Source organism: uncultured Litoreibacter sp. (genome assembly GCF_947487515.1).
GTDB lineage: Bacteria > Pseudomonadota > Alphaproteobacteria > Rhodobacterales > Rhodobacteraceae > Litoreibacter.
In genome coordinates, this window is record NZ_CANKWO010000004.1 from 54,904 (window position 1) to 79,503 (window position 24,600).

The window sequence follows — 24,600 nt, forward strand, 5'->3', positions numbered from 1 at the left end:
CGGACTGCTACAATGGTATGTAAATCATCATCATGTTGACTCCCTTTCATCTTGCCTACCACGTAACCGACCTTGACAAGGCCCGTAGGTTCTACGGTGACGTATTGGGGTGCAAGGAAGGGCGATCCACAGACACTTGGGTGGACTTCGACTTTTTCGGGCATCAGTTGTCCCTGCATGTCGGAACCCCGTTTGCCAATGATCTGACGGGAAAAGTCGGGGATCACATGGTGCCGATGCCGCATCTGGGCTTGGTGCTTGACTACAATGACTGGCGCCTTTTGGCTGACCGCTTGGCGCAGGCGGGCACTGAGTGGGTGCTGCCGCCTTCCGTGCGCTTCGAAGGGGAGCAGGGGGAGCAATGGACGATGTTCTTCCGTGACCCGTCTGGGAACCCGATCGAAATCAAAGGGTTTCGCGACATGTCAGGCGTTTTCGCGAGCTAAGCTACAACTTCGACGAAATCACACCGGTGTTGAAGCCGCCCATACGCAATTCGCCAAACAGACGTTGGTACTCAATTTTCGGGCAACGGTTTTGAATGACCGTGACGCCTGCGGTTTCCGCTTTGGAGGTGGCCGCATCATGAGAGACGCCGATTTGCATCCAGACGGTGCGCAACTCAGGCAAAACCTCAAGCGCCTCGTCGACAATTGCGGGAACTGCGTCGGATCGGCGGAAGATATCTACCATATCCACATGGGCGTTCTTTGGGATGTCCGACAGGCGCGCCGCGACGGTCTGGCCAAACAGGCTTTGCCCCGCCAAGCCAGGGTTCACACCAATGACCGTAAACCCCTTTAGCGTAAGATAGCGCGCCACATAGTAGCTGGGCCGCACGGGGTTGGCCGAAATGCCAACGCAGGCAATCACCTTAGTGGACTTCAAGACGTTTTTAAGATGGGCATCGGAGTATTCCATTCCGAAACTATGGAAGTGGATCACCGGTGACGCAAGCTACAAAAAAAGCGCCCATGGCGGGGGCCACAGGCGCAGTCACGGAACGAGGGACAGTATATTGGGGCGCGCAGTTCCGATGCGGCGCCCATGCAATCGACATGGGAATGGGCGGCAGCGATTGCCAGCATTCTTACAGAAACGTGATCTAGTCGAAGATATCTTCGACCTCGTCCCAGACCTCTTCGAGGGCGCGACGCCAGAACGCCTTTCGCGGCTTTCGTTTGCGGGCCGAATGAAAGGTCTTGGTCGGACGCGCCTTCACAGGCTGCGCCGGTGCCTTTAGCCATTTCATTTCGTGCAAGGGGGCCCCGCAACTAGCGCAGGCTAATTCATGCCCGTGGCGCGCGGTGGGCTTCAGCATGGAGCGGCTGCCGCAATAGCAGCAGGTGGCGATTTTGATGTTTGGGCGCATCGGTGACTCTTAGCTGGGGCGACCCACAGCATATAGGGACACTGCCGCCGCATTCGAGACATTGAGCGAGCCAAATTCCCCCGCCGGATCAATTTTTGCCAGCGTATCGCATGTTTCCTTGGTTTTTTCGCGAAGACCAGGGCCTTCTGCGCCCAAAACAAGGGCGATGGGTTGGTCTTGCTGAATGTCATCAAGCGATGTGTCACCCGTCGCATCCAACCCGACCACAAGGTAGCCCATCTCGCGTAGGGCTTCCATCGTGGTCGCAAGATTCTTGATGCGCAGATACGGCTGGCGTTCCAGTGAACCGGAGGCTGTCTTGGCCAAAGCACCCGTTTCTGGGGCTGAATGGCGATGCGGGGCGATTACTGCACGGGCTCCGAAGACTTCCGCCGAGCGTAGAATTGCCCCCACATTATGCGGATCGGTTACACGGTCCAACAGGATCACCCGAGCATTCTTTCCACGCGGGGCACAAAGTTCGGTCAGGTTGCCCCAATCCAGAGGCTTCACCTCAAGTGCGGCCCCTTGGTGGACGGATTGAGGATCAATCGGCGCTGCAAATTTGCGCGGGTCGCTGATCTCAGGTTCCATACCTGATTTGGCGATGTCTTCGGCCAAACGGTCGGCGGCATTCTTGGTCACAACAAGGCGCAGACGTTCGCGCATTGGGTTGGACAATGCGTCGCGCACAGCATGAATGCCAAAGAGCCAAACGGTCTCGGCGGCGGCAGCGCGGCGGTCGCGCTCTTTTTGGATGACCCATGTGGGTTTTTTCTGCTTCATAAGGGGGTCTAGATCATCTGAGAGAGAAAAGCGCAAGCGGCGGTGTGTTTTCGTATTGACGGGGCAGTGGTTGGCTTATATCTCAGCCGCCAGTGGGCGACAGGCCGCAAGGTGTGGCAGGAGACTGTAACTCTCTCGCGGAGACGCACGCCTGGTTCGATTCCAGGGTCGCCCACCACTAATCCAACATGTTGATTTATATACATCTCATCGCGGTATCGCGGCTGGGCTAGCGTCACGCCGTGACCTGCAAGTGGGGAAGATCTGCGAAGATATCAGGCCCTAGTTTCATATCGACCGAAAGGGGCGGATCCGTTGGCGCCCCCAATTCGGGCCGCTTTGGCGGTCGTTTCTCCGCCTATCAGTATAAAGGACGTGCGGGATGCTCAAAGGCTAGCACCGGTCTTGCGCCTTGGGTGCATGAGGGCACTGATTCCGGAATATACCGGTAGCACTTCAATTGATCTGCACATCCTTGCGCTGGTAACTATGTTCCAGCGTGGAGCCGTCATCAAACACCAGCTCGATGGACACCGTTTGCAAACTGTCCAAAGGGGCCACCACATAGGGCAGGTGGTCTTCCATTTTCAACGCCATCGGGGCGGCCTCGTCGCGGTGGCACGGTTCACCCTCCCAGACCTGCATGTCCGCGCCGTTGGTTGCATAGCGGATTTCCTCAATGCCGCAGCGATAGGTCAACAACGTGGTCATATAGAGCAGGTCCTGCCCCTCATAGGGGCGAATGGCGATCCACTGAGGGCGGATCAGTTCCAAAACCGGCTTGACCCCTGCCGATGTGGTGAAGTCTTGTGCTGCCAGCTGAACGGGCATGGCAAGGGCGAGAGCCAAGAAGTAAGCGCGCATAGTGGGGCCTCCGGTTCGGGTGATATGGCTCAGTATCGCGCAACTCTGCCGCAGGACGCAAACAATTCACATCCTGCACCCCCATATGACTTCCGGCGCAGATGTTTTCGACCTATGCTGTCCTCAATCAAAAAGCAGAGACGACATGGCCAAGAGCACCAAACCCAAATCCGCCAAAGCGACGGCCAAGCCGAAAAAGGCCAAAGCTGCCAAGAAACCCGCGCCACAAACCTTCAATATATTGATGGTCGGCCAAGGGGGGCGACTGCAATTCGAAGCGCTGTTGTTGGTGGCGTCCTTGCGCCAGACCAATCCGAATTTCAAAGGCCGCGTCATCATTGCCGAGCCGCAAATGAATCACCGCTGGGACAATGACCCGCGCATGGCCAACACCGATGTTCGTGAGGCGTTGGAAAGGCTTGGCGCTGAGATCAGGCCCTTTGAGAACCAAGTCTTCGGCTGTGGCTACCCTTACGGCAACAAAATCGAGGCGCTTCAGGTGATGCCCGAGGGCGAGCCGTTCTTGTTCCTTGATACCGATACAATCATCACCGGTGACCTGAGCAAGGTTCCGTTCGATTTTGACCGCCCCACGGCGTCGATGAAGCGTGAAAACACATGGCCGCAGTTGGAGCTATACGGGCCAGGATATAATCAAATCTGGGGCTCGCTCTACACGAAATTCGGGCTGGATTTTGAAAGCTCGCTCGATACCAGCTATCCGGATGAATACTGGCGCCGGTATATGTATTTTAACGCGGGCTTTTTCTACTTCCGCTGCCCCAAGGAATTTGGCGAACGCTTCTTGGAGTATGCCCGCCTGATCCGCGACGAACCACCTGAAGAACTTATCTGCCAAGAGATGAAACCATGGTTGGATCAAGTGGCCTTGCCCTTGGTGATCCAGTCCTTCGGAGGCGGGCGGGTGCCCGAAGTATCGGATATGTTGGACAATGTGGTGACCTGCCATTACCGCGTGTTGTCGCTGCTTTACGCACGCGAAACCGACGAGACGGTCAAGGTGTTGGAAGAGGTCGTCGCCCCCAACAAGATCAAGAAGGTCCTCAAGCAATATGAACCGATCCGCCGGATCGTGTTGCAAGGCAAAGGACATAAGGTGCGCGAGATGTTTGACCGCGAAAACCTACCGCGCCGTGAACAAGCCCTGCGCAACCAGATCAAGCGCGCCAAACTGTGGCTGCGCTAATCGCGCGCGGCTTTCTCGGCAAGTCCTGATTGGCCTGTACGGGCCTCTAGCACAGCCATGACGTCGCTCAAGGGGACATCGCGGGCCGCCAGCATGACCAGCAGGTGATACAAAACATCTGCGGCTTCATTGGTCAGGTTTTCGCGGTCGTCTTTTGCGGCGGCGATAATCGCTTCAATGGCCTCTTCGCCAAATTTCTCGGCGCATTTTTCTGGGCCCTTGGACAGCAGTTTGGCCGTCCATGAGCTGTCAGGGGCCGCCTCTTTGCGCGAGGCGATAATGGCTTCCAGATCATTTAGGGTCATGCGCCCAACCTCATGTTTAATCCCGCTTTGGCCATATGTTCTTTGGCTTCGGCAATGGTGTAATCACCAAAGTGGAAGATCGAGGCTGCCAGCACCGCATCTGCGCGCCCTTCGGTGACGCCCTCAACCAAGTGATCCAATGTGCCAACGCCGCCAGACGCAATGACCGGTACGCGGACCGCATCCGCAATGGCGCGGGTCAGAGGCAGATTAAAGCCCGCTCGCGTGCCGTCGCGGTCCATGGAGGTTAGCAAAATTTCACCAGCCCCTTTGGCCACAACGGTTTTGGCGAATTCTACTGCGTCAATGCCTGTGGGTTTGCGCCCGCCGTGGGTGAAGATTTCCCATTTGCCGGGGCTTACGGTTTTCGCGTCCAACGCGACAACAATACACTGAGAGCCAAAGCGGTCAGCTGCCTCGCCCACGACATCGGGATTGGCCACCGCAGCCGAGTTGAAGCTGACCTTATCGGCCCCCGCCAAAAGCAGTTTGCGCACATCCTCATGGGTGCGCACACCGCCGCCCACTGTCAGCGGGATGTAGCAGGCCTCTGCGGTGCGGGTGACCACATCAAACATAGTGCCGCGGTTTTCGTGGGTGGCGTTGATGTCCAAGAAGCACAACTCATCCGCTCCGGCGGCGTCATAGGCCTTTGCGGCCTCAACAGGATCACCCGCATCGACGAGGTCCACGAAGTTGATGCCCTTCACCACGCGGCCGTCCTTGACGTCGAGGCAGGGGATAATGCGGGTTTTCAACATGATGACGTCTCCGGCTGGTCTGGGGGCGGTTTAACGCCAATTTGCCCGTGATGCCAGTGATGTGATTGGTGTTTCAGTCCTAGGTATCGTGTTGTGCGCAAATTACATTTGAGGAGACCCATCATGCGTCAGATAATTATGTCTGCAGCCCTAATTGTGAGTGTAGCTATGCCTGCGTCCGCTGAACTGATCACTGTAAAATCCGCGAAACCTGTATCGGAGACCATGGACGCCCTAGAGGCGGCGGTTGGAAATGCCGGTGCAACCGTTTTCGCCCGCGTCGACCATCAAAAGGGTGCGGCAAATGCCGATCTGCAAATGCCCGCAGCCCAAGTACTGATCTTCGGCAACCCGAAGCTTGGCACACCGGCAATGAATGCCGATTTGCGCGCGTCTTTGTACCTGCCTTTGAAGGTAGCTGTGCATGAGGTCGAGGGCGGCTCTGTCCTGACCTATGAAGATCCCGCCGACATGTTCGCGGATCTTGATATCGCGGCGGACGCCCCCTTCGTCAAAAAGATGCAAGGTGCTTTGGGCAAGCTGACAGGTGCGGCCGCGAACTAGGCGGCAACCGGCCTTGACGCTTTGGCCACGCGGGCCAACGCGTTGCGGGCAATGAGAATGTGAAATGGCATGATGGCGGCAAGGTAGCACTTGCCGCCTATGTTGTGTGTATGCACCCAAGTTGCCAAAGATACCTGACCATGGTGCGCCAAGACCGATACGCGAAAATTCAGGTGCTTGTCATTGAAGCCGGCGATGACCTCGGTGTCGCTTGTATATTCGACGGGGAAGGGGCCCAATTTGTCCTCGGCGTCAGGGCCGTCTTGCGATAGGCCGAACGGGGCCGTGATCAACCCACGCAAGCGCAGAAGGGGCTGCGCCCAGTTAGGGAAATCAACTATAATTTCAGCGGCTTGGCGCGCGGGCATAGGGCTGGATACCGTGAAGCAGTCTATGAAGTCCCCATGCGCGACATAGCTTTGCAAACGGCTGTCTGGGGACAATTCACTGGATTTGACTTTGTGGGACATAGTGCACTTCCGAAATCGCGGACGGTATTGCCCGCGCCTGATCGACCCTATTATGTCTTGCGCAAATTACCCTGCGCTATCTGCGCGCAGGTCGCTAGCTTTTTAGCAGGTCCAGCGCTTCTTTCAGATCAATAGCCCCGTCATATAATGCACGCCCCGAGATCGCGCCGTCCAAAGGAGCACCCGTTGCCTTCAAGGCGCGCAGATCGTCCAGCGACGACACGCCACCCGATGCGATCACAGGGATAGAGACCGCCCGCGACAAAGCTGCGGTGGCCTCCACGTTTGGACCTTGCATGGCGCCGTCGCGGTTGATGTCCGTGTAGATCAACGCCGCGACGCCCGCGTCCTCGAACTGACGAGCAAGGTCCGTCACCTCAATGTTGGTTTCCTCGGCCCAGCCGCGCGTGGCAACCATGCCGTTACGCGCGTCCAAGCCAATGGCAACCTTGCCCGGAAAGGCACGGGCCGCTTCACGTACCAGATCGGGGTCTTCGACGGCCACCGTCCCAAGGATCACGCGCGCCAGACCTTTATCCAACCACCGTTCAATTGTGGCCATATCACGAATACCGCCCCCCAACTGGGCAGGGACTTGCGTTTGCTCAAGGATCGCATCCACTGCATCGCCATTGACCGGCTCACCGGCGAATGCCCCGTTCAGATCGACCAGATGCAGCCATTCGCACCCAGCTTCGACAAAGGCCATGGCCTGTGCGGCGGGGTTGTCGTTGAACACAGTCGCTTGCTCCATCTCGCCTTTGTACAGGCGGACACAATTCCCATCTTTGAGGTCGATTGCAGGGTAAAGGATCATGGCATTGGGCTTTCATGTCAGCAAGATTTGAGCGGTCTATTCCACATTCGCGCCCCGACGTCACGCTTGATTTGCGCGCCAGATTTCGCACCATGTTTGCCAGAACAGGGAGGACACCATGAAATCAGTTAAATTCGCAGCCGCGTTTGTACTGGCGTTTGCAGGTCAGGCAATGGCCGATCCGGCCGAAGGCGTTTGGAAGACACAGGTCGATGACGGTGCCTATGCACATGTTACCATGGCGAAATGTGGGGCCGCCATTTGCGGGACAATTTCACGGACGTTCAATGCGTCGGGGGAATATAAGTCACCAAATCTTGGCAAGCAGATTGTGCGCTCGATGAAGCCATTGGGCGGTGGCAAATACGAAGGCAAGGTTTGGCGGCCCTCAAATGACAAAATTTATTATGGCAAGATTGATCTTGGCGGAAACAGCTTGAAACTGGCGGGCTGCATTGCTGGTGGCTTGCTGTGCTCCAAGCAAACATGGACCCGCTTGAAGTAGATAGAATTCACAATCTATTTAGATAAATGTCGAGGTAACCCCTCGGCCTTTTGGTTCCAAAATTCACCCAATCTTATCTCCTGCAGCGGATTGTCAAGCAGAGCCACAAATGGTTCGTTGCTTGGGAGAAACAGATGAAAGCTTTTATTTTACTTGCCATCACCGGAAGTCTGACATTGGGGTGCTCGGCCATCAAGATGGATGTTCCGCTCACGGAAGTCGAAGGCTGGGTGCAGATGATTTCCAATTCCGAAGTCAGCGGCGTGCCTGTTCTATCTGTGACCTGGTAGCCGTTACGGCGCCCAGCGCAGAAAGTTCGAGATCATGCGCAGGCCTGTGGATTGGCTCTTTTCGGGGTGAAACTGCATCCCGATCATGTTGTCGCGCCCCACAATGGCGGTGATGTCTCCGGCGTAATCCACATGTGCCAAGCGATGGGCAGGGTCTGCCACGCGGAAGCTGTAGGAATGGACGAAATATGCGTGATCGCCGGTTTTGACACCCTCTAACACAGGGTGGGCCGCGGGCACGTCATCCAAAACCAGATCGTTCCACCCCATATGAGGCACTTTCAACGAAGGGTCCGAAGGTGTGATCATCGCAATCTCGCCTCCGATCCAGTCAAACCCTTTTGTATCCTCGTATTCGCGTCCCAAGCTGGCCATCATTTGCATGCCGACGCAAATCCCCATGAAGGGGCGCGCCTTGGCAATGACAGCGTCTTCAATGGCTTCGAACAAGGCGGCACGATCACGGGTTAAGGCGTTGCGACACGCTGGAAAGGCCCCGTCACCAGGCAACACAACCCGATCAGCCCGCGCCACGTCTTCTGGCTTGGAGGAGACGATCACCTCCCCGCCGTTAACCTCTGCGGACATGCGTTGAAACGACTTTTCAGCCGAGTGTAGATTACCGCTATCGTAATCGACGAGGACGGTCAGCATAGTGAGGCTCCGGTTCTAGGGGCAGGGCGTTCGAGGTTGCGATCAGCGCTCAAAGCGTGCCTTTGGTCGATGGGATGGCATCGGATTTGCGCGGGTCGGTCTCAACGGCACTGCGCAGGGCACGGGCCACCGCTTTGAACGCAGCTTCCACAATGTGGTGGCTGTTGAAGCCGTGCAGGCGGTCGATGTGCAACGTAATGCCGCCGTGGGTTGCCAGAGCTTGGAAAAACTCTTGAACCAGCTCCGTGTCAAATGCCCCGATCTTTTGCGTAGGAATGTCGAGGTTGCAGATCAGATAGGGGCGCGCCGACAGATCCAACGCGCACCGAACCTGCGCGTCATCCATGGCAAGGTGGCACTCGCCATAGCGGCGGATGCCGCGTTTGTCGCCCAAGGCCTGTGCCAGAGCTTGGCCCAACGCGATCCCAGTATCCTCGACGGTGTGGTGGTCGTCGATGTGCAAATCACCTTTGGCGCGAATGGTCATGTCAATGAGCGCGTGACGGCCCAATTGATCAAGCATGTGGTCAAAGAAGCCCACGCCGGTTTGGTTGTCATAGATGCCGGTGCCGTCGAGATTGATCTCTACGGAAATGTCGGTCTCAGCCGTACTGCGCGTAATTTTGGCGGTTCGCATGGGGCTCTCCTTTGGGCCGTTCGCTGCGTTATACGCAGGCGGGTTGCTTAGGCCAAGGGGGCGCGGTTCGGGCGTGGGCAGTTGTCGCGAAAATGCCGGACAGTCTTAACGCCACAATTGAACCACCGCGGCTAGGGGCGGGCTCGGCCAAGCAATGGGGCTCAATTCAGACAATTTGAGATAAAGGCGCAAAAACTCCAAAACCGCGCCATATTTCGAACACGCCGACACGGTCTTTGAACGCCAAGAGTTAGGTGGAGACGAGTAAAGATGGCGGCGTTGAACGCAGATTTATCGGCCAGCGCGGTAGCGATGGCCACAGAAATTTTGGGGGCAGGGTTCACGATCAACTCGGCAACCTATTTTGGCGATTCGGCCTCTTCGGGTATTTACACCGATGGGGACACGACCAATCCTGATGTTCTTCCTTCTGACACCGGCGTCATCTTTTCGACAGGCAATGTGTCGACATTTGCCAATGCAACAGGCGCGAACAACAACGGTGTGGGCACGACTACCGACACGGCAGGCATCGACGGCAACGCGGCGTTTAATACGGCGGCGGGGCAGTCTACCTTTGACGCTTCCTACATTGAAATCTCGTTCACCCCTGAGCCCGGGCAAACCTCGATCAACCTCGAGTTTCGCTTCTATTCGGAGGAATACAACGAGTATGTATATTCCAACTTCAACGACATCGCATTGGTCCAGCTTGACGGGGTAACGCAGCCAATTTCTGTCGGGTCGGGAGAGATTTCGGTAAACGGCATCAATGACGCGGGCAACGTTAACCCGACAAACGGCAGCGAAGCCAATGACCCCAATCCGGGAAATGGCCAGTTCGATAGCGCAAACCCGAACTTATACATCGACAATGTCAGCGGTGCGTATCAAACGGAAATGGACGGGTTTACGGTGACTTTGTCGCTGGATATCCCTGTCACCCCCGGAGTGACCCAGACCTTGATGATCGGAATCGCTGATGTAGGGGACACTGCCTACGACAGCTCGATTGTGATTGCATCGAACAATGTGCCCGATACCTCGGATACCGACCCGATTGCGACAGATGACACCGGCATCGAAACTTGGGGGGTAAACCCCAAGACCGTAGATATTCTGGCCAATGACACTGACCCGACGGGGCAGGCGCTCACGATTACGCAGATCAACGGTGTGAACGTTGTCGCGGGGCAAACCGTGAACCTTCCCACGGGCCAAGATGTGACGCTGAATGCCAATGGCACGATTACGCTGGTGAACACTGCGGGCAACTTGGGGTCGACTTCATTTAGCTACACGGTCGCCGATACTGACGGGAACACGGACAGTGCCTTCGTCACCTTTGACGCGGCGCCGATTTGCTTTTGTGACGGGACGCTGATTGATACACCAAGCGGCTTGCGCCGTATTGAGACGTTGCGCGTCGGTGATCTTGTGCTGACGCAGGACGACGGCCCGCAACCGATCCGGTGGACGGGCAGCCGAGACATGTTTGCCAGCTCCAAACACGCGCCGATTGAATTCGACATAGGCGCGATTGGAAACGACCGCGTCTTGCGGGTCTCCCCCCAGCATAGAATTCTTCGCGCAGGCCATCTGCCGCAAATGTATTTTGGTCAAGAAGAGGTGCTGATTGCAGCACGGCATTTGGTCAATGGAAGCAGCATTCGCCAGTTGGGGATGGGGCGGGTGAGCTATCATCACCTGATGTTCGACAAACACCAGATTGTGGTGGCCGACGGGGTGGCTTGCGAAAGCTATCAACCCGGGGACTACAGTCTGCCTGGGTTGAACGACGCCGCGCGGGATGAGCTATTTGAGGTGTTTCCGGAATTGCGTTCGAACGTTGGCAGTTTCGGTCGGGCCGCTCGTATGAGCGTGACAGGCGCAATGTCGCATCTTCTGGCGGCTTGACGGAGCAGGGGATCAGGCTCCATGCGCCCCTCAGGGCGTCCATCAAACAAAGAAAAGCCCCGGCTCGCGCCGAGGCTTTTTCGTTTTGACCAGATGGAGCGGGCGAGGCGATTCGAACGCCCGACCCTAACCTTGGCAAGGTTATGCTCTACCCCTGAGCTACGCCCGCGCCGTCTGGTGAGCCGTGATTTAGCGGTGGTGCGCGGGGGCCGCAAGAGGGAATTCACGACAAATGCAAAAAACTTTCACAAGTCGATGCTTCCGTCCGGATTTACCTTAGGTTCCGCGTCGGGCTGCACATTGGGGCTTGGTTTGCGGCGAATAAGGATATCGCCATTCGGGAGCACCTCGGGGGCCTCGTAAGCATTGAGGTCAGACATTTTGTCCGACAGCTGTTCCATTAAGGGCAACATATCCTCCGCCAGCCCTTCGAATAATTCCCGAAAGTTCTCCGCAAGCGGCGCAAGCTCCTCAAGCCCGAACGGCGTCGACGTGTCCTGCGCCGATGCGTGGCTGGGGGAGAGCGCCAAAGCGCATAGGATGATCACATGTTTCATGCCCAGAATATGGGGGCAAACCGGTCGAATTTCAAACTTTACAGATCGATGTCCAATGTGACCGGAAAGTGGTCCGAAGCGGTTAGCAACGCGTCTCGTACCTCGGGAGAGTTCCAGCAGTCCGGATCATCAAACGGGTGCCAAATGTGCCATTTCGGGGCTTTGGCCTTTAGATCGGGGGACACCATGATGTAGTCAAGCAACGCGTTTAGATAGCGGTTTTCGTGGCGCACAAAGAAACGCGACGTAGTTGGGCGGGCCCCAAAGGGCTGCGTCATGACCGCATGGGCGTGGGGGTCAAACAAGGCCAATGAAGGGTCGTCGGTTTGCCCCAACACAATTTCCACGCCAGAGCGGCCGAATAACTTCTCATAGCCATCCAATCCGGGGCCGTCGTTGAAATCGCCCATGACGGCAATCGACTCGCCGGCTTTCAGGTGCTCGGTTATGCGGGCGCGCAGCCAGATACATTGCGCCAGCTGCTTGCGGCGGTTGGCGATCGAGATGCGCATGGCATCCGCCTCGTTGCGCGCGCCATGCGGGGCCTTGGATTTGAGATGCGCACCGATAAGGCGAAGGGTGTTTCCCGCTTTGGTGGTCAAAGACACCTCCAGGGGGGGCTTGGAGAACACCACATCGTCCTTCTTGGCGTCGATGTCCAAATCCATCTGAAAGGTTTCGTTAAAATGCGGCGCATCCTCGCTTTGGCGCGGGTCATGGGTCGCGGTTACCACCTTGGGGTCATAGAGAAGGGCGATTTCTTGTTGGGTGTTGTTTGCATAGCCAATCAGGGCCTTGGAGGCGCGCAGCCCGAAATGTTGCGCGAAGGTTTCCAGTGCGGCACTGCCCGACCGGTTGGGGGAGCTGTCCGGAGCCTCAATCACCATCACCACATCCGCGTCTATCGCGCGAAACACCTGCCCCACGGCCTGCGCCTGCATTGCTTTGGTCACATTGTAGCGCGACGACCAGCTGTCATCTTGCAGCAAGGCATTGTTGGAATCGAAGAGGTAGGTGAACCATTCGACATTATAGGTGGCAATTCTCATAGAGGTGTTTTCACTCTGCGGGTTCAAGCGCAGAGTGGATTTCATCCCACGCGGCGTTTATGCGGATCAGGCGACGCTCGGCCAGTTTGACCGCCTCATGCGGGACCCCGCGGGCTGCCATGATGTCGGGGTGACTTTCCTTGACCAACTGGCGCCAGCGTTTGCGAATCTCCTCGACATCCATATCGCGGGTGACCTGCAGCACGGTGTAGGGGTCGGGGGTCGCGTCGGGGACAAAACGTGATCGAAGGCAGCGGAACTCCTGATCGGTGATGTTGAAAATGCGTGCGACATCCGCCAGATAGTTTTCCTCCAGCGGGTGGTAGTTCCCATCGGCCATTGCGATGTGGAACAGCCCCTCCATCAAGTCATAGAGGGTCGTGTGGTTGTCCTCGAACATATCTGCGATTTTGCGCGCATAATCGTCAAATCCGGCAACGTCTTGCCGTGCAAGGTTGAACAGCTTGGCCGCTTGTTCTTCTTCTTCTGCGGGGATCGTGAACACTTCGCGAAATGCCGTAACCTCATCGCGGGTCACCCGCCCGTCGGCCTTGGCCATCTTCGCGCCAAGGGCAATGACGGCAATGGTAAACCCCACGCGCCGCTCCGGAGGGGTGCGCAGATGCTCAAAAACCGCCAAGAGGCTTTCCCCTGCGGCCAGCGCCGAAAGCGCGTTTGATATGCGTGTCCAAACTGACATGGGGCTAGGCTAAACCATCCGGTTCAGCTTGTCAGACAAATTTCTGCATCAGCATAAGGTCGATGTAGCGTTCGAACTTATGGCCTGCCCTAGGGATCAAGCCGACCTGCGAGAACCCCAATTTTTTGTGAAATGCGATGGCCTGCGGGTTTTCCGCCGAAATGCCCGCAATCATCGAATGAACCTGCGCCGCGCGCGCATGGTCTTCCAAGGCGGTCACCAAGGTCCGCCCCAAACCGCGACCGCGCAACGTTGATGCAATGTGGACGGTTAGCTCCACCGTTTGTGCGTAGCCGAGGCCCGACCGGAAGGGCCCGTATTTTGCGTAGCCCACCACCGCACCGCTGTCTTCGGCCACCAGATAGGGATCGCCGCGCTGGGCATGGTTGGCCACCCCGTCCTTGACGTCACTTGGTGTAACGGGCTGCGGGGAAAATGTGATCGTGGTCTCTTGAATGATCGGGTTGAGAACCGCACAAATACCGGTCGCATCTGACGGGCGCGCGGGGCGGATCAGGGTCACGAAAGCCGCTTTGGCCCGAGCGGGGTGTCGAATGTTGCCGACAGGCTTGGGGTCTCACTTGGCGCAAAGACCATAGTGTCGCGCGGCAACAAAGGCGCGAAGATTTCGGCAATTTCTTCGGCCTGCGGGTGGTTCAGCACCAATGAGCTCAACCGGATGTTTTGATCCGGCAACTCAGGGGCAGGGTGCTTGCCCCCGTGCCATTGTATCAATGCAGGCCCCCAACCACCCCAAGGCAAGATGCCATCGTCGGGAACGGCCATCGACCACCTGAAATCTCCGCGTTCCAAGGCAACGGCTTTGCCAAAGCCATCTGGCAGCGCGGCCAACGCGGCCTCCAGATCGTCGGTGCCAAGGATCCAGTTGGTCAGCCGTGGCGGGCCGGAGAAATTGTCGATGTTGAACCAGCGCGGTCGGTTTGGCGCGGGCGCATCTGGGTTTATGGAGATGACCTCAAAATACTCCTGCGGCCCCAAAGACAGCAGGTGATTATGTGTGGCCATATGTGGATGCTCGCCGCGGGTTGCGAGCTTGACCCCCAAGGCGGTTTCCACATGAATGCGGCCCGCGTCCAAGGTTTCGGCAGCGACGGCGAGGTGGTCAAATTTGAGTGTGTTCATGCGTCGCACTCTAGGCACTCAGAGGAGGTCTTGCCAAGAGGCTTGTGACGGGCAACAACACCGGAATGGATGAATTGACCCAAGCTAAAGCCTCAGCGCGCAAGGCCGCCTTCGCCCGCCGCAAAGAGGCCAAGTCAACTGACAGGGATGCGGCGGCTGTCGCCCAGCTGTTGCAAGCTGTGCTGCCCTTTCAGGGGCGTGCAATGGCGGGCTACATGCCGATACGAACCGAAGTTGATCCGGTGCCGGTGATGGCTGCCATGGCGGCTTGGGGGGCGGTATGTGTGCCGGTGATAAAAGGCGCAGGGCAGCCGTTGGAGTTCCACCGCTGGGAGCCGGGTTGCGAAATGGTGGAAGGTGCCTTCGGGGCATATGTCCCCGCCAAAGCCGAAGTGATCGTGCCAGAGGTGCTGATCGTCCCTTTGGTGGCCTTTGACCGCCAAGGCGGGCGATTGGGCTACGGCGGCGGCTTTTATGACCGCACGCTTGAGGGCCTGCGCGCCCGCGGGAAAACCACCGCAATCGGCTACGCCTTTCAAGCCCAAGAGGCCGAAAACCTGCCGTTAGAGCCAACGGACCAGCCGTTAGATATGATGGTCACCGACGCGGCTGTGTTGCGTCTGTCTGGGAATGCGCCTAGGTCTCGCGGATGAAGATATTGTTTCTCGGGGATGTGATGGGGCGTGCGGGGCGCGCGGCCATCGTGGATCGACTGCCCAAACTGCGGGCAGAGTGGGCGTTGGATTTTGTCGTCGTGAACGGTGAGAACGCCAGCTCTGGCATGGGGTTGACCGCTGCGCACGCCAAGGTGCTTTTGGATGCGGGCGCGGATTGCCTGACGTTGGGCGACCATGCCTTTGACCAGCGCGACATGCTGCAGTTCATCGAAAAAGAGCCGCGCGTAATTCGCCCTTTGAACTTTGCGAAGGATGCCCCAGGCCGAGGTCATGGGGTGTTTGAAGCGGGCCGCGGGCGCAAAATTCTGGTCACGCAAGTGCTGGGGCAAGTGTTTATGAAGCGCGCCTTTGAAGACCCCTTTGGCAAGCTTGAACAAGTGTTGAAGGCGCATCCTCGCGGGGGGATGGTGCAGGCGTCTTTGGTGGATATTCACTGCGAAGCCACTTCCGAAAAAATGGCAATGGGTCATTGGTGCGACGGGCGCGCAAGCGTCTGCGTGGGCACCCATACCCATGTGCCAACCGCGGATGCGATGATCATGCCGCAAGGCTGCGCCTATCTGACGGACGCGGGCATGTGCGGCGACTACAATTCGGTGATCGGCATGGAAAAGGCCGAGCCAATGCGCCGCTTTGTCACGGGCATGGTCAAAGGCCGGTTTACCCCCGCAGTGGAGGAAGCGACCCTCTCCGGCCTTTATGTAGAGACCGATGATCGCACAGGTGCAGCCACCCGCATCGAGATGGTCCGCCAAGGCGGGCGGCTGGCGCAAACTGGCCCAGCGTAACACCCTATTTGAGCCCCGATATGAGCCCCCGAAAAGGATGACCCTACCATGAGCGAGCGCAACAATTTGTTCGGTGCGCTGCTTGTTATGGGCGCGGGGTGGGGGCTGACCCAACCGCTGAGCAAAATCGCCGTTGAAGGCGGCTATAGGCAATTCGGCTTGGTGTTCTGGCAGGTGGTTATCGCGGGCTGCGTGCTTGGCGTGATCTGTATGTTGCGCGGCAAGCCGATGGTCTTCGGGCGCCACCAGATTTGGTCTTGCACTGTGATCGCGTTGATCGGGACGGTTCTTCCGGGGGCGGGGTCTTTTGCAGCGCTGGAGGTTTTGCCGTCCGGTTTGGTGTCCATCCTGCTGTCGTTGGTCCCCATGTTGGCCTTTCCTGTCGCGGTTCTCTTGGGAAACGAGACTTTCCAGTGGTCGCGGCTGATTGGGTTGGTCTTTGGCCTGTGCGGAGTGTTGCTGATCGTGCTGCCAGAGGCCAGTTTGCCGGATCGTGCGATGGTGGCCTATATCCCGCTGGCGATGATTGCCCCGCTGTTCTACGCGGTGGAGGGCAACTACGTCGCCCGTTGGGGCACGGCTGGGCTTGATCCGTTGCAATTGCTGTTCGGCGCAAGCGTGATCGCGGCGTTGGTATCGGGACCTGTGGCCCTGCTGCGGGGGCAGTTTATTGATCCCGTGACCAGCTATGGGCTTGCCGAATGGGCGCTGATCGCTTCCTCGCTTGTCCATGCGTTCGTCTATGCCGGTTACGTCTGGCTTGTGGGCCGCGCAGGGCCGGTGTTTGCGGTGCAGGTCGGCTATCTTGTGACCGCATTCGGAGTCGTTTGGGCAATGTGGTTGCTGGGAGAGCGCTATTCGCTTTGGGTCTGGGCCGCCTTTGCTATACTGATGGTCGGGCTGGCTCTGGTACACCCACGCGCACCTGAAAAGATTGAACCACTGGAACCCTAGATGGAACTTCTCGACCTGTCCCAAAATACCCGCGCTCTCTTGGCCTTGCTTGTGGTCATTGGAATGTTTGCCCTGTTCGTGCGCGAAACCTACCCGACCGAAGTGGTGGCGATCGGCGGGGCGTCGGTGTTGCTGGCGACGGGGGTGCTGCCCTATCAGTCGGCCTTGGCGGTGCTGTCCAATCCGGCCCCTTGGACAATTGCGGCCATGTTTATCATTATGGGAGCCTTGGTGCGCACGGGGGCGTTGGATTGGTTCACACAAACCGCCGATAGAAACGCGGCCAAGAACCCTGCGTTGGCATTGGCCGCGATGTTTGCCTTCATCGTGTTTTCCTCGGCAATCGTGTCCAACACTCCGGTGGTCGTGGTGATGATCCCTGTCTTCGTGCAGCTGTCTCGTACTTTGGGGGTGTCCGCCTCGAAGCTGCTGATCCCGTTGTCCTATGCGGCGATTTTGGGGGGGACGCTGACGTTGATCGGGACCTCGACAAACCTGTTGGTCGATGGTGTGGCGCGCGCCAACGGGCTGGCCCCGTTTACGATCTTCGAAGTCACGCCCTTGGGCATCATCTTGGTGGTTTGGGGCATGATCTACCTGCGCTATATCAGTCCGCGCTTGCTTCCCGAGCGCGACAGCATGGCGACGATGCTGTCTGATCGCTCCAAAATGAAATTCTTCACCGAGGCGGCGATTCCCCCAGACAGCAACTTGATCGGCCGCGAAGTCTTGGATGTGCAGCTGTTCAAACGGGAAGGTGTGCGGCTGGTGGATGTGGTGCGCGGTGACACCTCTTTGCGCCGCAACCTGCAAAGCGTCACGCTGCAAACCGGTGACCGCGTGGTGTTGCGTACCGAAATGACAGAGCTTTTGTCGCTGCAACGGAACAAAGAACTCAAGCGCGTCGATCAACTGTCGGCCGTTGAGACCTCGACGGTGGAGGTCCTGATCACGCCCGGATGCAAGATGGTCGGGCGCTCGCTTGGGTCCATGCGCTTGCGGCGTCGCTATGGGGTGTATCCTTTGGCGGTGCATCGGCGGAACCAAAATATTGGGCGGCAGCTGGATGATCTGATCGTTCGGGTCGGTGACACGTTGCTTTTGGAGGGCGCGCAGGAAGATATCTCGCGGTTGGCCAATGACATGGAGCTTGTTGATGTCTCGCATCCCTCCGCGCGGGCCTTTCGCCGATCCCACGCCCCGATCGCCATCGCGACCCTTTTGGCGCTTGTGGCCTTGGCGGGATTCGGGGTGGCTCCGATTTTCTTGCTGTCGATTCTTGCGGTGGCCACGGTGTTGCTGACCCGCTGCATTGACGCGGATGAGGCGTTTTCCCATGTCGATGGCCGCTTGCTGGTGCTGATCTTCGCGATGCTGGCCATCGGGGCAGCGCTTGAGGCCTCGGGCGCCGTGTCGCTGATCGTTGAGGCTTTGGCCCCATGGATGATGAATTTGCCGCCGTTCTTTGTGGTGTGGGGGATTTACCTGCTGACCTCTGTTTTGACAGAGCTGGTGTCCAATAATGCGGTGGCCGTGGTGGTCACGCCCATCGCCATCGGGTTGGCCTCGGCCATGGGGTTGGATGCGCGGCCCTTGGTGGTGGCGGTGATGGTGGCTGCCTCCGCCAGTTTTGCGACGCCCATCGGCTATCAAACCAACATGCTTGTCTATGGCCCGGGGGGCTATAAGTTCACCGATTTTATGCGCGCAGGTATTCCGTTGAACCTGTCGATCGGGTTGCTGGCGTCCTTGGTGATCCCGATGATTTGGCCTTTGTCCTTGCCATAAAGCGTTAATCTTCCGTATTGGGGGATTCCCTGAGCGGGGCGGGCAGTGTAGATTGCCCGCAAATTACGTATGCGAGGACCCTATGCGCGCCACAACCTGTAGCCTTATTGCCGTAGTGGCGCTGTCCGTGTCCGGATGTGGTTTCCTGCGCGATGTTCTCTTCGACCGCCGTGCCCCCTTTGAGACACCAGCCCCACAGCCAGAGCGCGAAGCCCGTCCGGTTCTTGTCGCCCTAGAGGCGGATGCGGTGTTGGTCGGCATGGATGACACCGTGCAATGTCTGGGCAGTGCAGGGGCCGCGGGTCGCGCCAACGGCTGGACCGGTACGTTGTCCGAATGCCCGTACCCCTATACCTACGAGGTGGTTTTGGCGGCGGGCACTTTGCCGGGGCGCGTGGTGTTGCAAGAAGTGATCAACCCGTTGATCGTGGATGACGCCGAAGTGCCCTTCCGCCCGCTGGCGGTGGTCACTGTGACGGACCCGAACGGGCAATCCTACCGCTTTGAAAGTGCGGCAGGCTTCTAAAGCGGCCAGAACGCTAGGATGGCAGGGATAGACACCGCCACCACCAGAATTTCCAAAGGCAACCCCAAGCGCCAGTAGTCCCCGAAGCTGTAGCCGCCCGGGCCTAGGATCAACGTGTTGTTCTTGTGCCCGATGGGCGTCAGAAATGCACAGGATGCGGCCACGGCGACGGCCATCAAGAACGGGTCGGGATTTACCCCCATGGTTTGCGCCATGGTGATCCCAACCGGAGCCGCCACAATCGCGGTGGCCGTGTTGTTGAGCACATCCGACAAGGTCATGGTTACCACCATCAAAATGGTCAGCACGGCCCAAGGGGGCATGCCATCCGTCAATGACACAAGGCTGCCCGCGATAAGCTCTGTGCCGCCTGATGCTTCAAGGGCCGCCCCCAGAGGGATCATCGACCCCAGTAGCACGACCACCGGCCACTCGATGTGGGTGTAGAGCTCTGACAAAGGAACGATGCGCGTCAGCACGAAGGTCACGACAACTATCCCAAGCGCCACCGGCAGGTAGATAATCCCCAAGGAGGCCGCAATCACGGCGGCGGCGAACAGGCCAATCGCCAGCCATGTCTTCTTGTCTTCAGTCACCGCAAGCCCGCGGGCCGCAAGTGGAAGGCATCCCAGCCATTCAGTCACGTCGTTGGCGCTGTCTTGGGGCACCAGCAGCAACAGAATGTCGCCGGTTTCAACCACGGTTTTACGCACCTGCTTGCGGATGCTCTTCCCGCTGCGTGATATGCCCATCAGCACAGAGCGTTGGCGCCAAGCCAGCCCGATCGCCTGCGCTGTCTTGCCGTTGATGCGGCTTTGCTCGGTGACCACGACCTCGATGACCTTCAAGCCGTCGCTGTCGGCGCGCAAGTGGCCTTCGCGTTTGGCGTCGGCAAAATCCAGCGACAATGTCGTGCGCAACTCATCCAAGGCGTCGGGCGTGGCCTCTAGAACCAAGGCGTCGCCTGCCATCAGGGCAGAGTTCTGCGCCGTGCCATAGCGGCGTTTGCCATCGCGGATCAGGCCCAAAATGGCGACATCGGCTTTCTCGGCGTCTTCTTGCAGTTCGCGCAGGCGTTTGCCGATCAGCTTGGATTTCTCGGGGATCGTCAGCTCCGCGATGTAATCCGCGTAGTCATCCATCGGATTGCCCGCGCGGCCTTGGTCGCTGCCTTGCGGGATCAGGCGCCACCCGATGAGAGCCACAAACAGCAACCCCGCAATGGCAGTGACACCGCCCACTGGTGCGAAGTCGAACATTTTGAACGGCTCGCCCAACATGTCCTCGCGAATGGATGCGATGATGATATTCGGCGGCGTGCCGATCAATGTCGCCATGCCTCCAAGAATGGTGCAAAACGACAGGGGCATCAGCGACAGACCGGGGCCGCGCCCCGCTTTGCGGGCCGTTTGGATGTCTACGGGCATGAGCAGGGCCAAGGCCGCCACATTGTTCATAAAGGCAGATAACACGCCGCCAATCAGCCCCATCAACGCGATATGCGCCCCAAGGGAGCGCGCGCTATCAACCAATGTGCGCGTGATCAAGAAAACCGCACCAGATCGCACCAACCCCGCAGAGACCACCAAAACCAAGGCCACAACCAAAGTGGCAGGGTGCCCGAAGCCCTCGAAAGCGTGCTTGGGCTCGATCACGCCGAGCACAACCCCCGCCATCAAGGCGGAAAAGGCAATTAGATCATACCGCCAACGCCCCCACAGCAAGAGAACGAAAACAACTCCGAAGAGGGCGAACAGGGTGATTTGATCTTGTGTCATGGGGTAGGTGTATCGGTCTTTTGCGCGCGCCGGAAGCGGGGAAAATCGTGCTGTGTCTTGCAGATTGCAGGACGCTTGCCTAAAAGCAGCGCAACACAGCATTTAAGGGGAGAGACCCATGGCCGGCCACTCAAAATGGGCAAACATCCAACACCGCAAAGGTCGTCAGGATAAACTACGCTCCAAACTGTTCTCCAAGCTTGCCAAGGAAATCACCGTGGCAGCCAAGATGGGCGACCCTGATCCCGATAAAAACCCGCGTCTGCGTTTGGCTGTTAAAGAGGCAAAATCGCAATCCGTGCCCAAGGACGTGATCGATCGCGCGATTAAAAAGTCGCAAGGCGGTGATGCTGAAAACTACGACGAAATTCGCTATGAAGGTTACGGCCCGGGCGGTGTGGCTGTCATTGTTGAGACGATGACCGACAACAAGAACCGTACTGCATCCACCGTGCGTTCGACGTTTACAAAAAACGGCGGCAACTTGGGCGAGACAGGCTCGGTTGGTTTCATGTTCGATCGCAAGGGACAGGTCATTTATCCTGCTGCAGTGGGCGACGCAGACACCGTGATGATGGCGGCCATCGAGGCTGGGGCGGAAGATGTGGATTCCTCCGACGAGGGCCATGTCATCATTTGTGCGGACACGGATTTGAACACAGTCTCCACTGCACTAGAAGCTGAACTGGGGGAATCTGAATCAACGAAGTTGATCTGGCAGCCTACCACGACGACTGAACTGGATTTGGAAGGTATGACCAAGCTGATGAAGCTGATCGACGCGCTGGAAGATGATGACGACATCCAGAACGTTACCGCCAATTTCGAGGCCAGCGACGAGGTCATGGCGCAGCTCTAGTTTCGCCCCATTTTTTTCGCCCTATGTGCGGCGCGATCTTCCTGAGCGAAGGTCGCGCCGTTTTGTCTTGCGATGGTGGTCGCGCATGTTGCCTGTCAGGGGCGGTGAACAAGATTTGCTTTTGCGTGGTGCAATACTGATTTTGTGAGGGATTGAAGCGGCTTGGCGGTTCGGCGTGACACCTGCCAGTATAGCTGAACCTCCATGGGTGCGTTCGGGGAAACCTCTACAAGCCGCCCCGCGCGCAGATGTTCACGGCACAGCATTTCAGGGTTCATCCCCCAGCCCAAACCCAGACAGGCGGCTCTGATGAAGGCATGCGTCGAGGCCATTCGGTGCTTTTGCAAGGTGACCGCACGGCCAGCCACAGCCTTTGCCCAGTCGCTTTGCAGCCTGTCTTTGTCATTGAACGTGAGGGCAGGCGCGGCCTCCAGTGCTGTGAGGTTTGGCCCCTCTGGCATGTATCGCGCCATATACTCTGGGGAGGCCGTTGCGAAATACCGCATAGCCCCCAATGCGTAGCTGTCGCAGCCCTGCACTGGGCCGGGATGGCCGGTAATCGCCGCCGCTACCTCGCCAGAGCGCAACCAGTCTGCGCTATGGTCTTGGTCGTCTACAATCAAGTCAAACAAAAAGCTGTCATCGGTGGAAAGGGCCGGCAACAACCATGTCGCAAGGCTATCCGCATTCACCGCAATTCGGACCGGCGTTTTGGATTCGCTTGCGGGCAGCCCGACCTCCAGTGCTTTCTCCATCAAGCGGACTTGATCGGTATGGACCGCAAGAAGCCTGCCCGCTTTGGTGCCGCTGCACGGTTGCCCGCGCTTCACAAGGACGGTGCCAACTTGATCCTCAAGCTGTTTGATGCGCTGCGAAATCGCTGATTGCGTCACCCCAATTTGAGCCGCAGCAGTGTCGAAGCTGCCGGTGCGGATTACGGCACTAAGGGCCTCTAGCTGTTTGTAGTCATACATAAGCTATTCTAATGCCAATTAAGAATGATTAGCTAGTCTATATAGGTCAGCACATATATCACCCCAAAGAAACGTCAATTAAGGTCATGATATGCAAGTCTTCTTTTCAGGGTTTCTGCTCAGTTTTTCGCTGATCATGGCGATCGGAGCTCAGAATGCCTTTGTGCTCCGGCAAGGTATTCGCCGCGAACATGTGTTACTTTGCGTGGCGGTCTGCGGGGTGTCGGATGCCTTGCTCATCACATTTGGGGTGACAAGCTTCGGCGTGTTGAACGAGATGATGCCGTGGCTTGGTCCGATCATGCGGTATGGCGGAGCGGTATTTTTGCTGGTTTACGGGGCAATGGCGTTCAAATCCGCATGGACCAGCACAGAGGCCTTGGACGTCGAGGGGCGCGCGCGCAAAGATTGGCGCAAAGTTGTGGCGACCTTATTGGCGCTGACCTTCCTGAATCCTCATGTCTATCTGGATACAGTGATTTTGCTGGGCTCCATTGCTGCGCAATATGGTGAGGACCGCACGCTGTTCGGGGCTGGGGCGGTGATTGCGTCGCTTACATTTTTCACCTTGCTTGGATTTGGCGCGCGATTGCTGGCGCCGTTGTTTGCGCGGCCCAAAGCATGGCGGGTTCTGGATGCCATGGTGGGGGCTACGATGTGGCTGATCGCCTTTAGCCTCATCTTCAACGGATAGGGGTTGCACCTCCCGAAGCAAGCGCGTCAGGTGACGCCATGGCACAAACGCGAAACAGGCCCGTTGCGGGCGCAATCTGGATGTTGATCACTGGGCTGATGTTCGTGGCCGTGACCGCAATCGTAAAATATGTCGGGTCCGAGTTGCCCGCCGCTCAAGCCGCCTTTTTGCGCTACCTTTTGGGGCTCGTCTTTGTGATCCCGATGATCGGCGCAATTGTTCGGGCAAAACTGACGCCGCGCGCTTTGAAAATTTTCTGTTTCCGCGGGGGTATTCATACTTTGGGTGTGACGCTGTGGTTCTATGCGATGACCCAGATTTCAATCGCCGAGGTCACGGCGATGAACTACCTGTCGCCAGTCTATGTGACACTCGGGGCGGCGGTCTTCTTGGGCGAGAAGCTGGCCTTTCGCCGCATGATGGCGGTGGCTGTCGCTTTGATCGGGGCGATGGTGATCTTGCGTCCAGGGTTTCGGGAGTTGTCCTCTGGTCATTTTGCGATGTTGGTCACGGCCGTGATGTTCGCGGGATCCTACCTGTCGGCCAAGTTGATGGCGGATGAGGTCAGTCCGGCAATTGTTGTGAGCATGCTGTCTATTACCGTGACCATCGGCTTGGCTCCGTTGGCGGCAATGGTTTGGGTGACCCCCAGTTTGACGCAGCTTGGTTGGATGTTTCTGCTGGCCTGTTTTGCCACTGCGGGGCACTATTCTATGACGCTGGCTTTCCAAGCGGCACCGGTCACAGTCACCCAGCCGGTGACGTTTTTACAATTGTTCTGGGCCGTGCTTTTAGGCGCGTTGGTGTTTGGCGAGGGGTTTGACGGCTGGGTGATCTTCGGCGGGGTCATCATCCTTGCGTCGGTCAGTTTCATTACGTGGCGCGAAGCTGTGTTGAGACGGTCTGAGGAGCCCAAACTCACCCCAGAAGCCTAGCAAAAAACCGATAGATTTCAGAGCGCATA

General features: G+C 57.8%; 31 protein-coding genes and 2 tRNA genes. 15 read left to right on the forward strand and 18 right to left on the reverse strand.

The features are described from left to right. Positions 1-32 precede the first annotated feature (32 nt). Positions 33-446, forward strand: coding sequence for a VOC family protein (locus Q0746_RS14165; protein WP_298261404.1), 414 nt, complete (start codon positions 33-35; stop codon positions 444-446). A 1-nt stretch (position 447) separates the two neighbouring features. Here the strand turns inward: Q0746_RS14165 and Q0746_RS14170 are convergent, their stop codons facing one another. The 3 genes from Q0746_RS14170 to rlmB all read right to left on the reverse strand — a co-directional run bounded on the left by Q0746_RS14170 (position 448) and on the right by rlmB (position 2,158). After that, complete coding sequence (locus tag Q0746_RS14170) at positions 448-921, reverse strand: CoA-binding protein (RefSeq protein WP_298261406.1); 474 nt, start codon at positions 919-921, stop codon at positions 448-450. Between the two features lie 184 nt (positions 922-1,105). Continuing rightward, positions 1,106-1,372, reverse strand: coding sequence for a hypothetical protein (locus Q0746_RS14175; protein ID WP_298261407.1), 267 nt, complete (start codon positions 1,370-1,372; stop codon positions 1,106-1,108). 9 nt (positions 1,373-1,381) lie between these two features. Beyond that, positions 1,382-2,158 carry a 23S rRNA (guanosine(2251)-2'-O)-methyltransferase RlmB gene (gene rlmB / locus Q0746_RS14180; RefSeq protein WP_298261409.1) on the reverse strand — a complete coding sequence of 259 codons (777 nt, stop codon included), beginning with the start codon at positions 2,156-2,158 and terminating at the stop codon, positions 1,382-1,384. Positions 2,159-2,252: 94 nt separating this feature from the next. On the opposite strand from rlmB, the gene Q0746_RS14185 reads away from it, so the two are divergent. Further along, positions 2,253-2,336 (forward strand) — tRNA-Tyr (locus Q0746_RS14185). Positions 2,337-2,614: 278 nt separating this feature from the next. Here the strand turns inward: Q0746_RS14185 and Q0746_RS14190 are convergent. Then, on the reverse strand, positions 2,615-3,022 hold the full coding sequence (locus tag Q0746_RS14190; protein WP_298261411.1) for a hypothetical protein: 408 nt from the start codon (positions 3,020-3,022) through the stop codon (positions 2,615-2,617). A 244-nt stretch (positions 3,023-3,266) separates the two neighbouring features. Here Q0746_RS14190 and Q0746_RS14195 point away from each other — a divergent pair, with 244 nt between their 5' ends. Continuing rightward, a complete protein-coding gene (locus tag Q0746_RS14195; RefSeq protein ID WP_298262143.1) occupies positions 3,267-4,229 on the forward strand; it encodes a hypothetical protein in 963 nt (320 codons plus the stop codon). Here the strand turns inward: Q0746_RS14195 and Q0746_RS14200 are convergent. Continuing rightward, a complete protein-coding gene (locus Q0746_RS14200; protein WP_298261413.1) occupies positions 4,226-4,534 on the reverse strand; it encodes a phosphoribosyl-ATP diphosphatase in 309 nt (102 codons plus the stop codon). The genes Q0746_RS14195 and Q0746_RS14200 overlap by 4 nt on opposite strands. Beyond that, the gene (hisF, locus tag Q0746_RS14205; RefSeq protein ID WP_298261415.1) at positions 4,531-5,295 is read right to left on the reverse strand and encodes an imidazole glycerol phosphate synthase subunit HisF; all 765 of its coding nucleotides are present in this window, start codon (positions 5,293-5,295) and stop codon (positions 4,531-4,533) included. The genes Q0746_RS14200 and hisF overlap by 4 nt, the downstream gene beginning before the upstream one ends. A 123-nt stretch (positions 5,296-5,418) precedes the next feature. Here hisF and Q0746_RS14210 point away from each other — a divergent pair, with 123 nt between their 5' ends. Next, the gene (locus Q0746_RS14210) at positions 5,419-5,859 is read left to right on the forward strand and encodes a DUF302 domain-containing protein (protein WP_298261417.1); all 441 of its coding nucleotides are present in this window, start codon (positions 5,419-5,421) and stop codon (positions 5,857-5,859) included. Here Q0746_RS14210 and Q0746_RS14215 read toward each other — a convergent pair. Next, positions 5,856-6,329 (reverse strand): DUF2867 domain-containing protein, encoded by a 474-nt coding sequence (locus Q0746_RS14215; protein WP_298261419.1) that lies wholly within the window; start codon positions 6,327-6,329, stop codon positions 5,856-5,858. The genes Q0746_RS14210 and Q0746_RS14215 overlap by 4 nt on opposite strands. 94 nt (positions 6,330-6,423) lie before the next feature. Further along, positions 6,424-7,146 carry a 1-(5-phosphoribosyl)-5-[(5-phosphoribosylamino)methylideneamino]imidazole-4-carboxamide isomerase gene (gene hisA / locus Q0746_RS14220; RefSeq protein WP_298261422.1) on the reverse strand — a complete coding sequence of 241 codons (723 nt, stop codon included), beginning with the start codon at positions 7,144-7,146 and terminating at the stop codon, positions 6,424-6,426. Positions 7,147-7,264: 118 nt separating this feature from the next. Here hisA and Q0746_RS14225 point away from each other — a divergent pair, with 118 nt between their 5' ends. Beyond that, entirely contained in the window at positions 7,265-7,651 is a 387-nt protein-coding gene (locus Q0746_RS14225) for a DUF2147 domain-containing protein (protein ID WP_298261424.1), read from the forward strand. A 134-nt stretch (positions 7,652-7,785) separates the two neighbouring features. Beyond that, positions 7,786-7,941, forward strand: a complete 156-nt coding sequence (locus Q0746_RS14230; RefSeq protein WP_298261426.1) for a hypothetical protein — start codon at positions 7,786-7,788, stop codon at positions 7,939-7,941. 3 nt (positions 7,942-7,944) lie between these two features. On the opposite strand, the gene hisH is transcribed toward Q0746_RS14230, so the two are convergent. Both hisH and hisB read right to left on the reverse strand, forming a co-directional pair. Beyond that, positions 7,945-8,595 (reverse strand): imidazole glycerol phosphate synthase subunit HisH, encoded by a 651-nt coding sequence (gene hisH / locus Q0746_RS14235; RefSeq protein ID WP_298261428.1) that lies wholly within the window; start codon positions 8,593-8,595, stop codon positions 7,945-7,947. Between the two features lie 49 nt (positions 8,596-8,644). Next, complete coding sequence (gene hisB, locus Q0746_RS14240) at positions 8,645-9,232, reverse strand: imidazoleglycerol-phosphate dehydratase HisB (RefSeq protein WP_298261430.1); 588 nt, start codon at positions 9,230-9,232, stop codon at positions 8,645-8,647. A 270-nt stretch (positions 9,233-9,502) separates the two neighbouring features. Here hisB and Q0746_RS14245 point away from each other — a divergent pair, with 270 nt between their 5' ends. Further along, on the forward strand, positions 9,503-11,149 hold the full coding sequence (locus Q0746_RS14245) for a Hint domain-containing protein (protein WP_298261432.1): 1,647 nt from the start codon (positions 9,503-9,505) through the stop codon (positions 11,147-11,149). 94 nt (positions 11,150-11,243) lie between these two features. Here the strand turns inward: Q0746_RS14245 and Q0746_RS14250 are convergent. From Q0746_RS14250 to Q0746_RS14275, 6 genes are all read right to left on the reverse strand, one after another. After that, a tRNA-Gly gene (locus Q0746_RS14250) sits at positions 11,244-11,318 on the reverse strand. 76 nt (positions 11,319-11,394) lie between these two features. Continuing rightward, the gene (locus Q0746_RS14255) at positions 11,395-11,706 is read right to left on the reverse strand and encodes a hypothetical protein (RefSeq protein WP_298261434.1); all 312 of its coding nucleotides are present in this window, start codon (positions 11,704-11,706) and stop codon (positions 11,395-11,397) included. A gap of 38 nt (positions 11,707-11,744) precedes the next feature. Continuing rightward, positions 11,745-12,755, reverse strand: coding sequence for an endonuclease/exonuclease/phosphatase family protein (locus tag Q0746_RS14260; RefSeq protein WP_298261436.1), 1,011 nt, complete (start codon positions 12,753-12,755; stop codon positions 11,745-11,747). Positions 12,756-12,765: 10 nt separating this feature from the next. Next, positions 12,766-13,455, reverse strand: coding sequence for a molecular chaperone DjiA (locus Q0746_RS14265; RefSeq protein WP_298261438.1), 690 nt, complete (start codon positions 13,453-13,455; stop codon positions 12,766-12,768). 31 nt (positions 13,456-13,486) lie between these two features. Then, positions 13,487-13,978, reverse strand: a complete 492-nt coding sequence (locus Q0746_RS14270) for a GNAT family N-acetyltransferase (protein ID WP_298261440.1) — start codon at positions 13,976-13,978, stop codon at positions 13,487-13,489. Beyond that, positions 13,975-14,598, reverse strand: a complete 624-nt coding sequence (locus tag Q0746_RS14275; protein ID WP_298261442.1) for a VOC family protein — start codon at positions 14,596-14,598, stop codon at positions 13,975-13,977. The genes Q0746_RS14270 and Q0746_RS14275 overlap by 4 nt, the downstream gene beginning before the upstream one ends. A 65-nt stretch (positions 14,599-14,663) precedes the next feature. On the opposite strand from Q0746_RS14275, the gene Q0746_RS14280 reads away from it, so the two are divergent. The 5 genes from Q0746_RS14280 (at position 14,664) to Q0746_RS14300 (ending at position 19,331) form a co-directional block, all read left to right on the forward strand. Beyond that, complete coding sequence (locus Q0746_RS14280; RefSeq protein WP_298262144.1) at positions 14,664-15,251, forward strand: 5-formyltetrahydrofolate cyclo-ligase; 588 nt, start codon at positions 14,664-14,666, stop codon at positions 15,249-15,251. After that, positions 15,248-16,063, forward strand: a complete 816-nt coding sequence (locus tag Q0746_RS14285; RefSeq protein WP_298261443.1) for a TIGR00282 family metallophosphoesterase — start codon at positions 15,248-15,250, stop codon at positions 16,061-16,063. The genes Q0746_RS14280 and Q0746_RS14285 overlap by 4 nt, the downstream gene beginning before the upstream one ends. Positions 16,064-16,111: 48 nt before the next feature. Next, entirely contained in the window at positions 16,112-17,017 is a 906-nt protein-coding gene (locus Q0746_RS14290) for a DMT family transporter (RefSeq protein WP_298261445.1), read from the forward strand. Continuing rightward, the gene (locus tag Q0746_RS14295) at positions 17,018-18,805 is read left to right on the forward strand and encodes an SLC13 family permease (protein WP_298261447.1); all 1,788 of its coding nucleotides are present in this window, start codon (positions 17,018-17,020) and stop codon (positions 18,803-18,805) included. A gap of 82 nt (positions 18,806-18,887) precedes the next feature. Next, positions 18,888-19,331 (forward strand): hypothetical protein, encoded by a 444-nt coding sequence (locus Q0746_RS14300; RefSeq protein ID WP_298261448.1) that lies wholly within the window; start codon positions 18,888-18,890, stop codon positions 19,329-19,331. On the opposite strand, the gene Q0746_RS14305 is transcribed toward Q0746_RS14300, so the two are convergent. Next, a complete protein-coding gene (locus tag Q0746_RS14305) occupies positions 19,328-21,109 on the reverse strand; it encodes an SLC13 family permease (RefSeq protein ID WP_298261450.1) in 1,782 nt (593 codons plus the stop codon). The two genes, Q0746_RS14300 and Q0746_RS14305, sit on opposite strands and share 4 nt — an antisense overlap. Before the next feature lie 118 nt (positions 21,110-21,227). Between Q0746_RS14305 and Q0746_RS14310 the strand changes: the two genes are divergently transcribed. Then, positions 21,228-21,968 (forward strand): YebC/PmpR family DNA-binding transcriptional regulator, encoded by a 741-nt coding sequence (locus Q0746_RS14310; protein ID WP_298261452.1) that lies wholly within the window; start codon positions 21,228-21,230, stop codon positions 21,966-21,968. A gap of 95 nt (positions 21,969-22,063) precedes the next feature. Here the strand turns inward: Q0746_RS14310 and Q0746_RS14315 are convergent, their stop codons facing one another. Further along, positions 22,064-22,942: a LysR family transcriptional regulator ArgP gene (locus tag Q0746_RS14315; RefSeq protein WP_298261454.1), complete on the reverse strand. Its 879-nt coding sequence runs from the start codon at positions 22,940-22,942 to the stop codon at positions 22,064-22,066. A gap of 91 nt (positions 22,943-23,033) precedes the next feature. On the opposite strand from Q0746_RS14315, the gene Q0746_RS14320 reads away from it, so the two are divergent. Then, positions 23,034-23,636, forward strand: coding sequence for a LysE/ArgO family amino acid transporter (locus Q0746_RS14320; RefSeq protein WP_298261456.1), 603 nt, complete (start codon positions 23,034-23,036; stop codon positions 23,634-23,636). Positions 23,637-23,674: 38 nt separating this feature from the next. Then, on the forward strand, positions 23,675-24,571 hold the full coding sequence (locus tag Q0746_RS14325) for a DMT family transporter (protein WP_298261458.1): 897 nt from the start codon (positions 23,675-23,677) through the stop codon (positions 24,569-24,571). Positions 24,572-24,600 lie beyond the last annotated feature (29 nt).

What these genes read in the sequence shown, in the direction of transcription:
- Q0746_RS14300 (WP_298261448.1), top strand. Translation starts at nt 18,888, where the DNA reads ATGCGCGCCACAACCTGTAGCCTTATTGCCGTAGTGGCGCTGTCCGTG.
- hisH (WP_298261428.1), bottom strand. Translation starts at nt 8,595, where the DNA reads ATGCTGACCGTCCTCGTCGATTACGATAGCGGTAATCTACACTCGGCT.
- Q0746_RS14260 (WP_298261436.1), bottom strand. Translation starts at nt 12,755, where the DNA reads ATGAGAATTGCCACCTATAATGTCGAATGGTTCACCTACCTCTTCGAT.
- Q0746_RS14225 (WP_298261424.1), top strand. Translation starts at nt 7,265, where the DNA reads ATGAAATCAGTTAAATTCGCAGCCGCGTTTGTACTGGCGTTTGCAGGT.
- hisA (WP_298261422.1), bottom strand. Translation starts at nt 7,146, where the DNA reads ATGATCCTTTACCCTGCAATCGACCTCAAAGATGGGAATTGTGTCCGC.
- Q0746_RS14315 (WP_298261454.1), bottom strand. Translation starts at nt 22,942, where the DNA reads ATGTATGACTACAAACAGCTAGAGGCCCTTAGTGCCGTAATCCGCACC.
- Q0746_RS14310 (WP_298261452.1), top strand. Translation starts at nt 21,228, where the DNA reads ATGGCCGGCCACTCAAAATGGGCAAACATCCAACACCGCAAAGGTCGT.
- Q0746_RS14295 (WP_298261447.1), top strand. Translation starts at nt 17,018, where the DNA reads ATGGAACTTCTCGACCTGTCCCAAAATACCCGCGCTCTCTTGGCCTTG.
- Q0746_RS14325 (WP_298261458.1), top strand. Translation starts at nt 23,675, where the DNA reads ATGGCACAAACGCGAAACAGGCCCGTTGCGGGCGCAATCTGGATGTTG.
- Q0746_RS14170 (WP_298261406.1), bottom strand. Translation starts at nt 921, where the DNA reads ATGGAATACTCCGATGCCCATCTTAAAAACGTCTTGAAGTCCACTAAG.
- Q0746_RS14280 (WP_298262144.1), top strand. Translation starts at nt 14,664, where the DNA reads ATGGATGAATTGACCCAAGCTAAAGCCTCAGCGCGCAAGGCCGCCTTC.
- Q0746_RS14165 (WP_298261404.1), top strand. Translation starts at nt 33, where the DNA reads ATGTTGACTCCCTTTCATCTTGCCTACCACGTAACCGACCTTGACAAG.
- Q0746_RS14255 (WP_298261434.1), bottom strand. Translation starts at nt 11,706, where the DNA reads ATGAAACATGTGATCATCCTATGCGCTTTGGCGCTCTCCCCCAGCCAC.
- hisF (WP_298261415.1), bottom strand. Translation starts at nt 5,295, where the DNA reads ATGTTGAAAACCCGCATTATCCCCTGCCTCGACGTCAAGGACGGCCGC.
- Q0746_RS14210 (WP_298261417.1), top strand. Translation starts at nt 5,419, where the DNA reads ATGCGTCAGATAATTATGTCTGCAGCCCTAATTGTGAGTGTAGCTATG.
- Q0746_RS14285 (WP_298261443.1), top strand. Translation starts at nt 15,248, where the DNA reads ATGAAGATATTGTTTCTCGGGGATGTGATGGGGCGTGCGGGGCGCGCG.
- Q0746_RS14275 (WP_298261442.1), bottom strand. Translation starts at nt 14,598, where the DNA reads ATGAACACACTCAAATTTGACCACCTCGCCGTCGCTGCCGAAACCTTG.
- Q0746_RS14230 (WP_298261426.1), top strand. Translation starts at nt 7,786, where the DNA reads ATGAAAGCTTTTATTTTACTTGCCATCACCGGAAGTCTGACATTGGGG.
- Q0746_RS14175 (WP_298261407.1), bottom strand. Translation starts at nt 1,372, where the DNA reads ATGCGCCCAAACATCAAAATCGCCACCTGCTGCTATTGCGGCAGCCGC.
- Q0746_RS14320 (WP_298261456.1), top strand. Translation starts at nt 23,034, where the DNA reads ATGCAAGTCTTCTTTTCAGGGTTTCTGCTCAGTTTTTCGCTGATCATG.
- Q0746_RS14215 (WP_298261419.1), bottom strand. Translation starts at nt 6,329, where the DNA reads ATGTCCCACAAAGTCAAATCCAGTGAATTGTCCCCAGACAGCCGTTTG.
- hisB (WP_298261430.1), bottom strand. Translation starts at nt 9,232, where the DNA reads ATGCGAACCGCCAAAATTACGCGCAGTACGGCTGAGACCGACATTTCC.
- Q0746_RS14195 (WP_298262143.1), top strand. Translation starts at nt 3,267, where the DNA reads ATGGTCGGCCAAGGGGGGCGACTGCAATTCGAAGCGCTGTTGTTGGTG.
- Q0746_RS14245 (WP_298261432.1), top strand. Translation starts at nt 9,503, where the DNA reads ATGGCGGCGTTGAACGCAGATTTATCGGCCAGCGCGGTAGCGATGGCC.
- Q0746_RS14190 (WP_298261411.1), bottom strand. Translation starts at nt 3,022, where the DNA reads ATGCGCGCTTACTTCTTGGCTCTCGCCCTTGCCATGCCCGTTCAGCTG.
- Q0746_RS14265 (WP_298261438.1), bottom strand. Translation starts at nt 13,455, where the DNA reads ATGTCAGTTTGGACACGCATATCAAACGCGCTTTCGGCGCTGGCCGCA.
- rlmB (WP_298261409.1), bottom strand. Translation starts at nt 2,158, where the DNA reads ATGAAGCAGAAAAAACCCACATGGGTCATCCAAAAAGAGCGCGACCGC.
- Q0746_RS14305 (WP_298261450.1), bottom strand. Translation starts at nt 21,109, where the DNA reads ATGACACAAGATCAAATCACCCTGTTCGCCCTCTTCGGAGTTGTTTTC.
- Q0746_RS14200 (WP_298261413.1), bottom strand. Translation starts at nt 4,534, where the DNA reads ATGACCCTAAATGATCTGGAAGCCATTATCGCCTCGCGCAAAGAGGCG.
- Q0746_RS14290 (WP_298261445.1), top strand. Translation starts at nt 16,112, where the DNA reads ATGAGCGAGCGCAACAATTTGTTCGGTGCGCTGCTTGTTATGGGCGCG.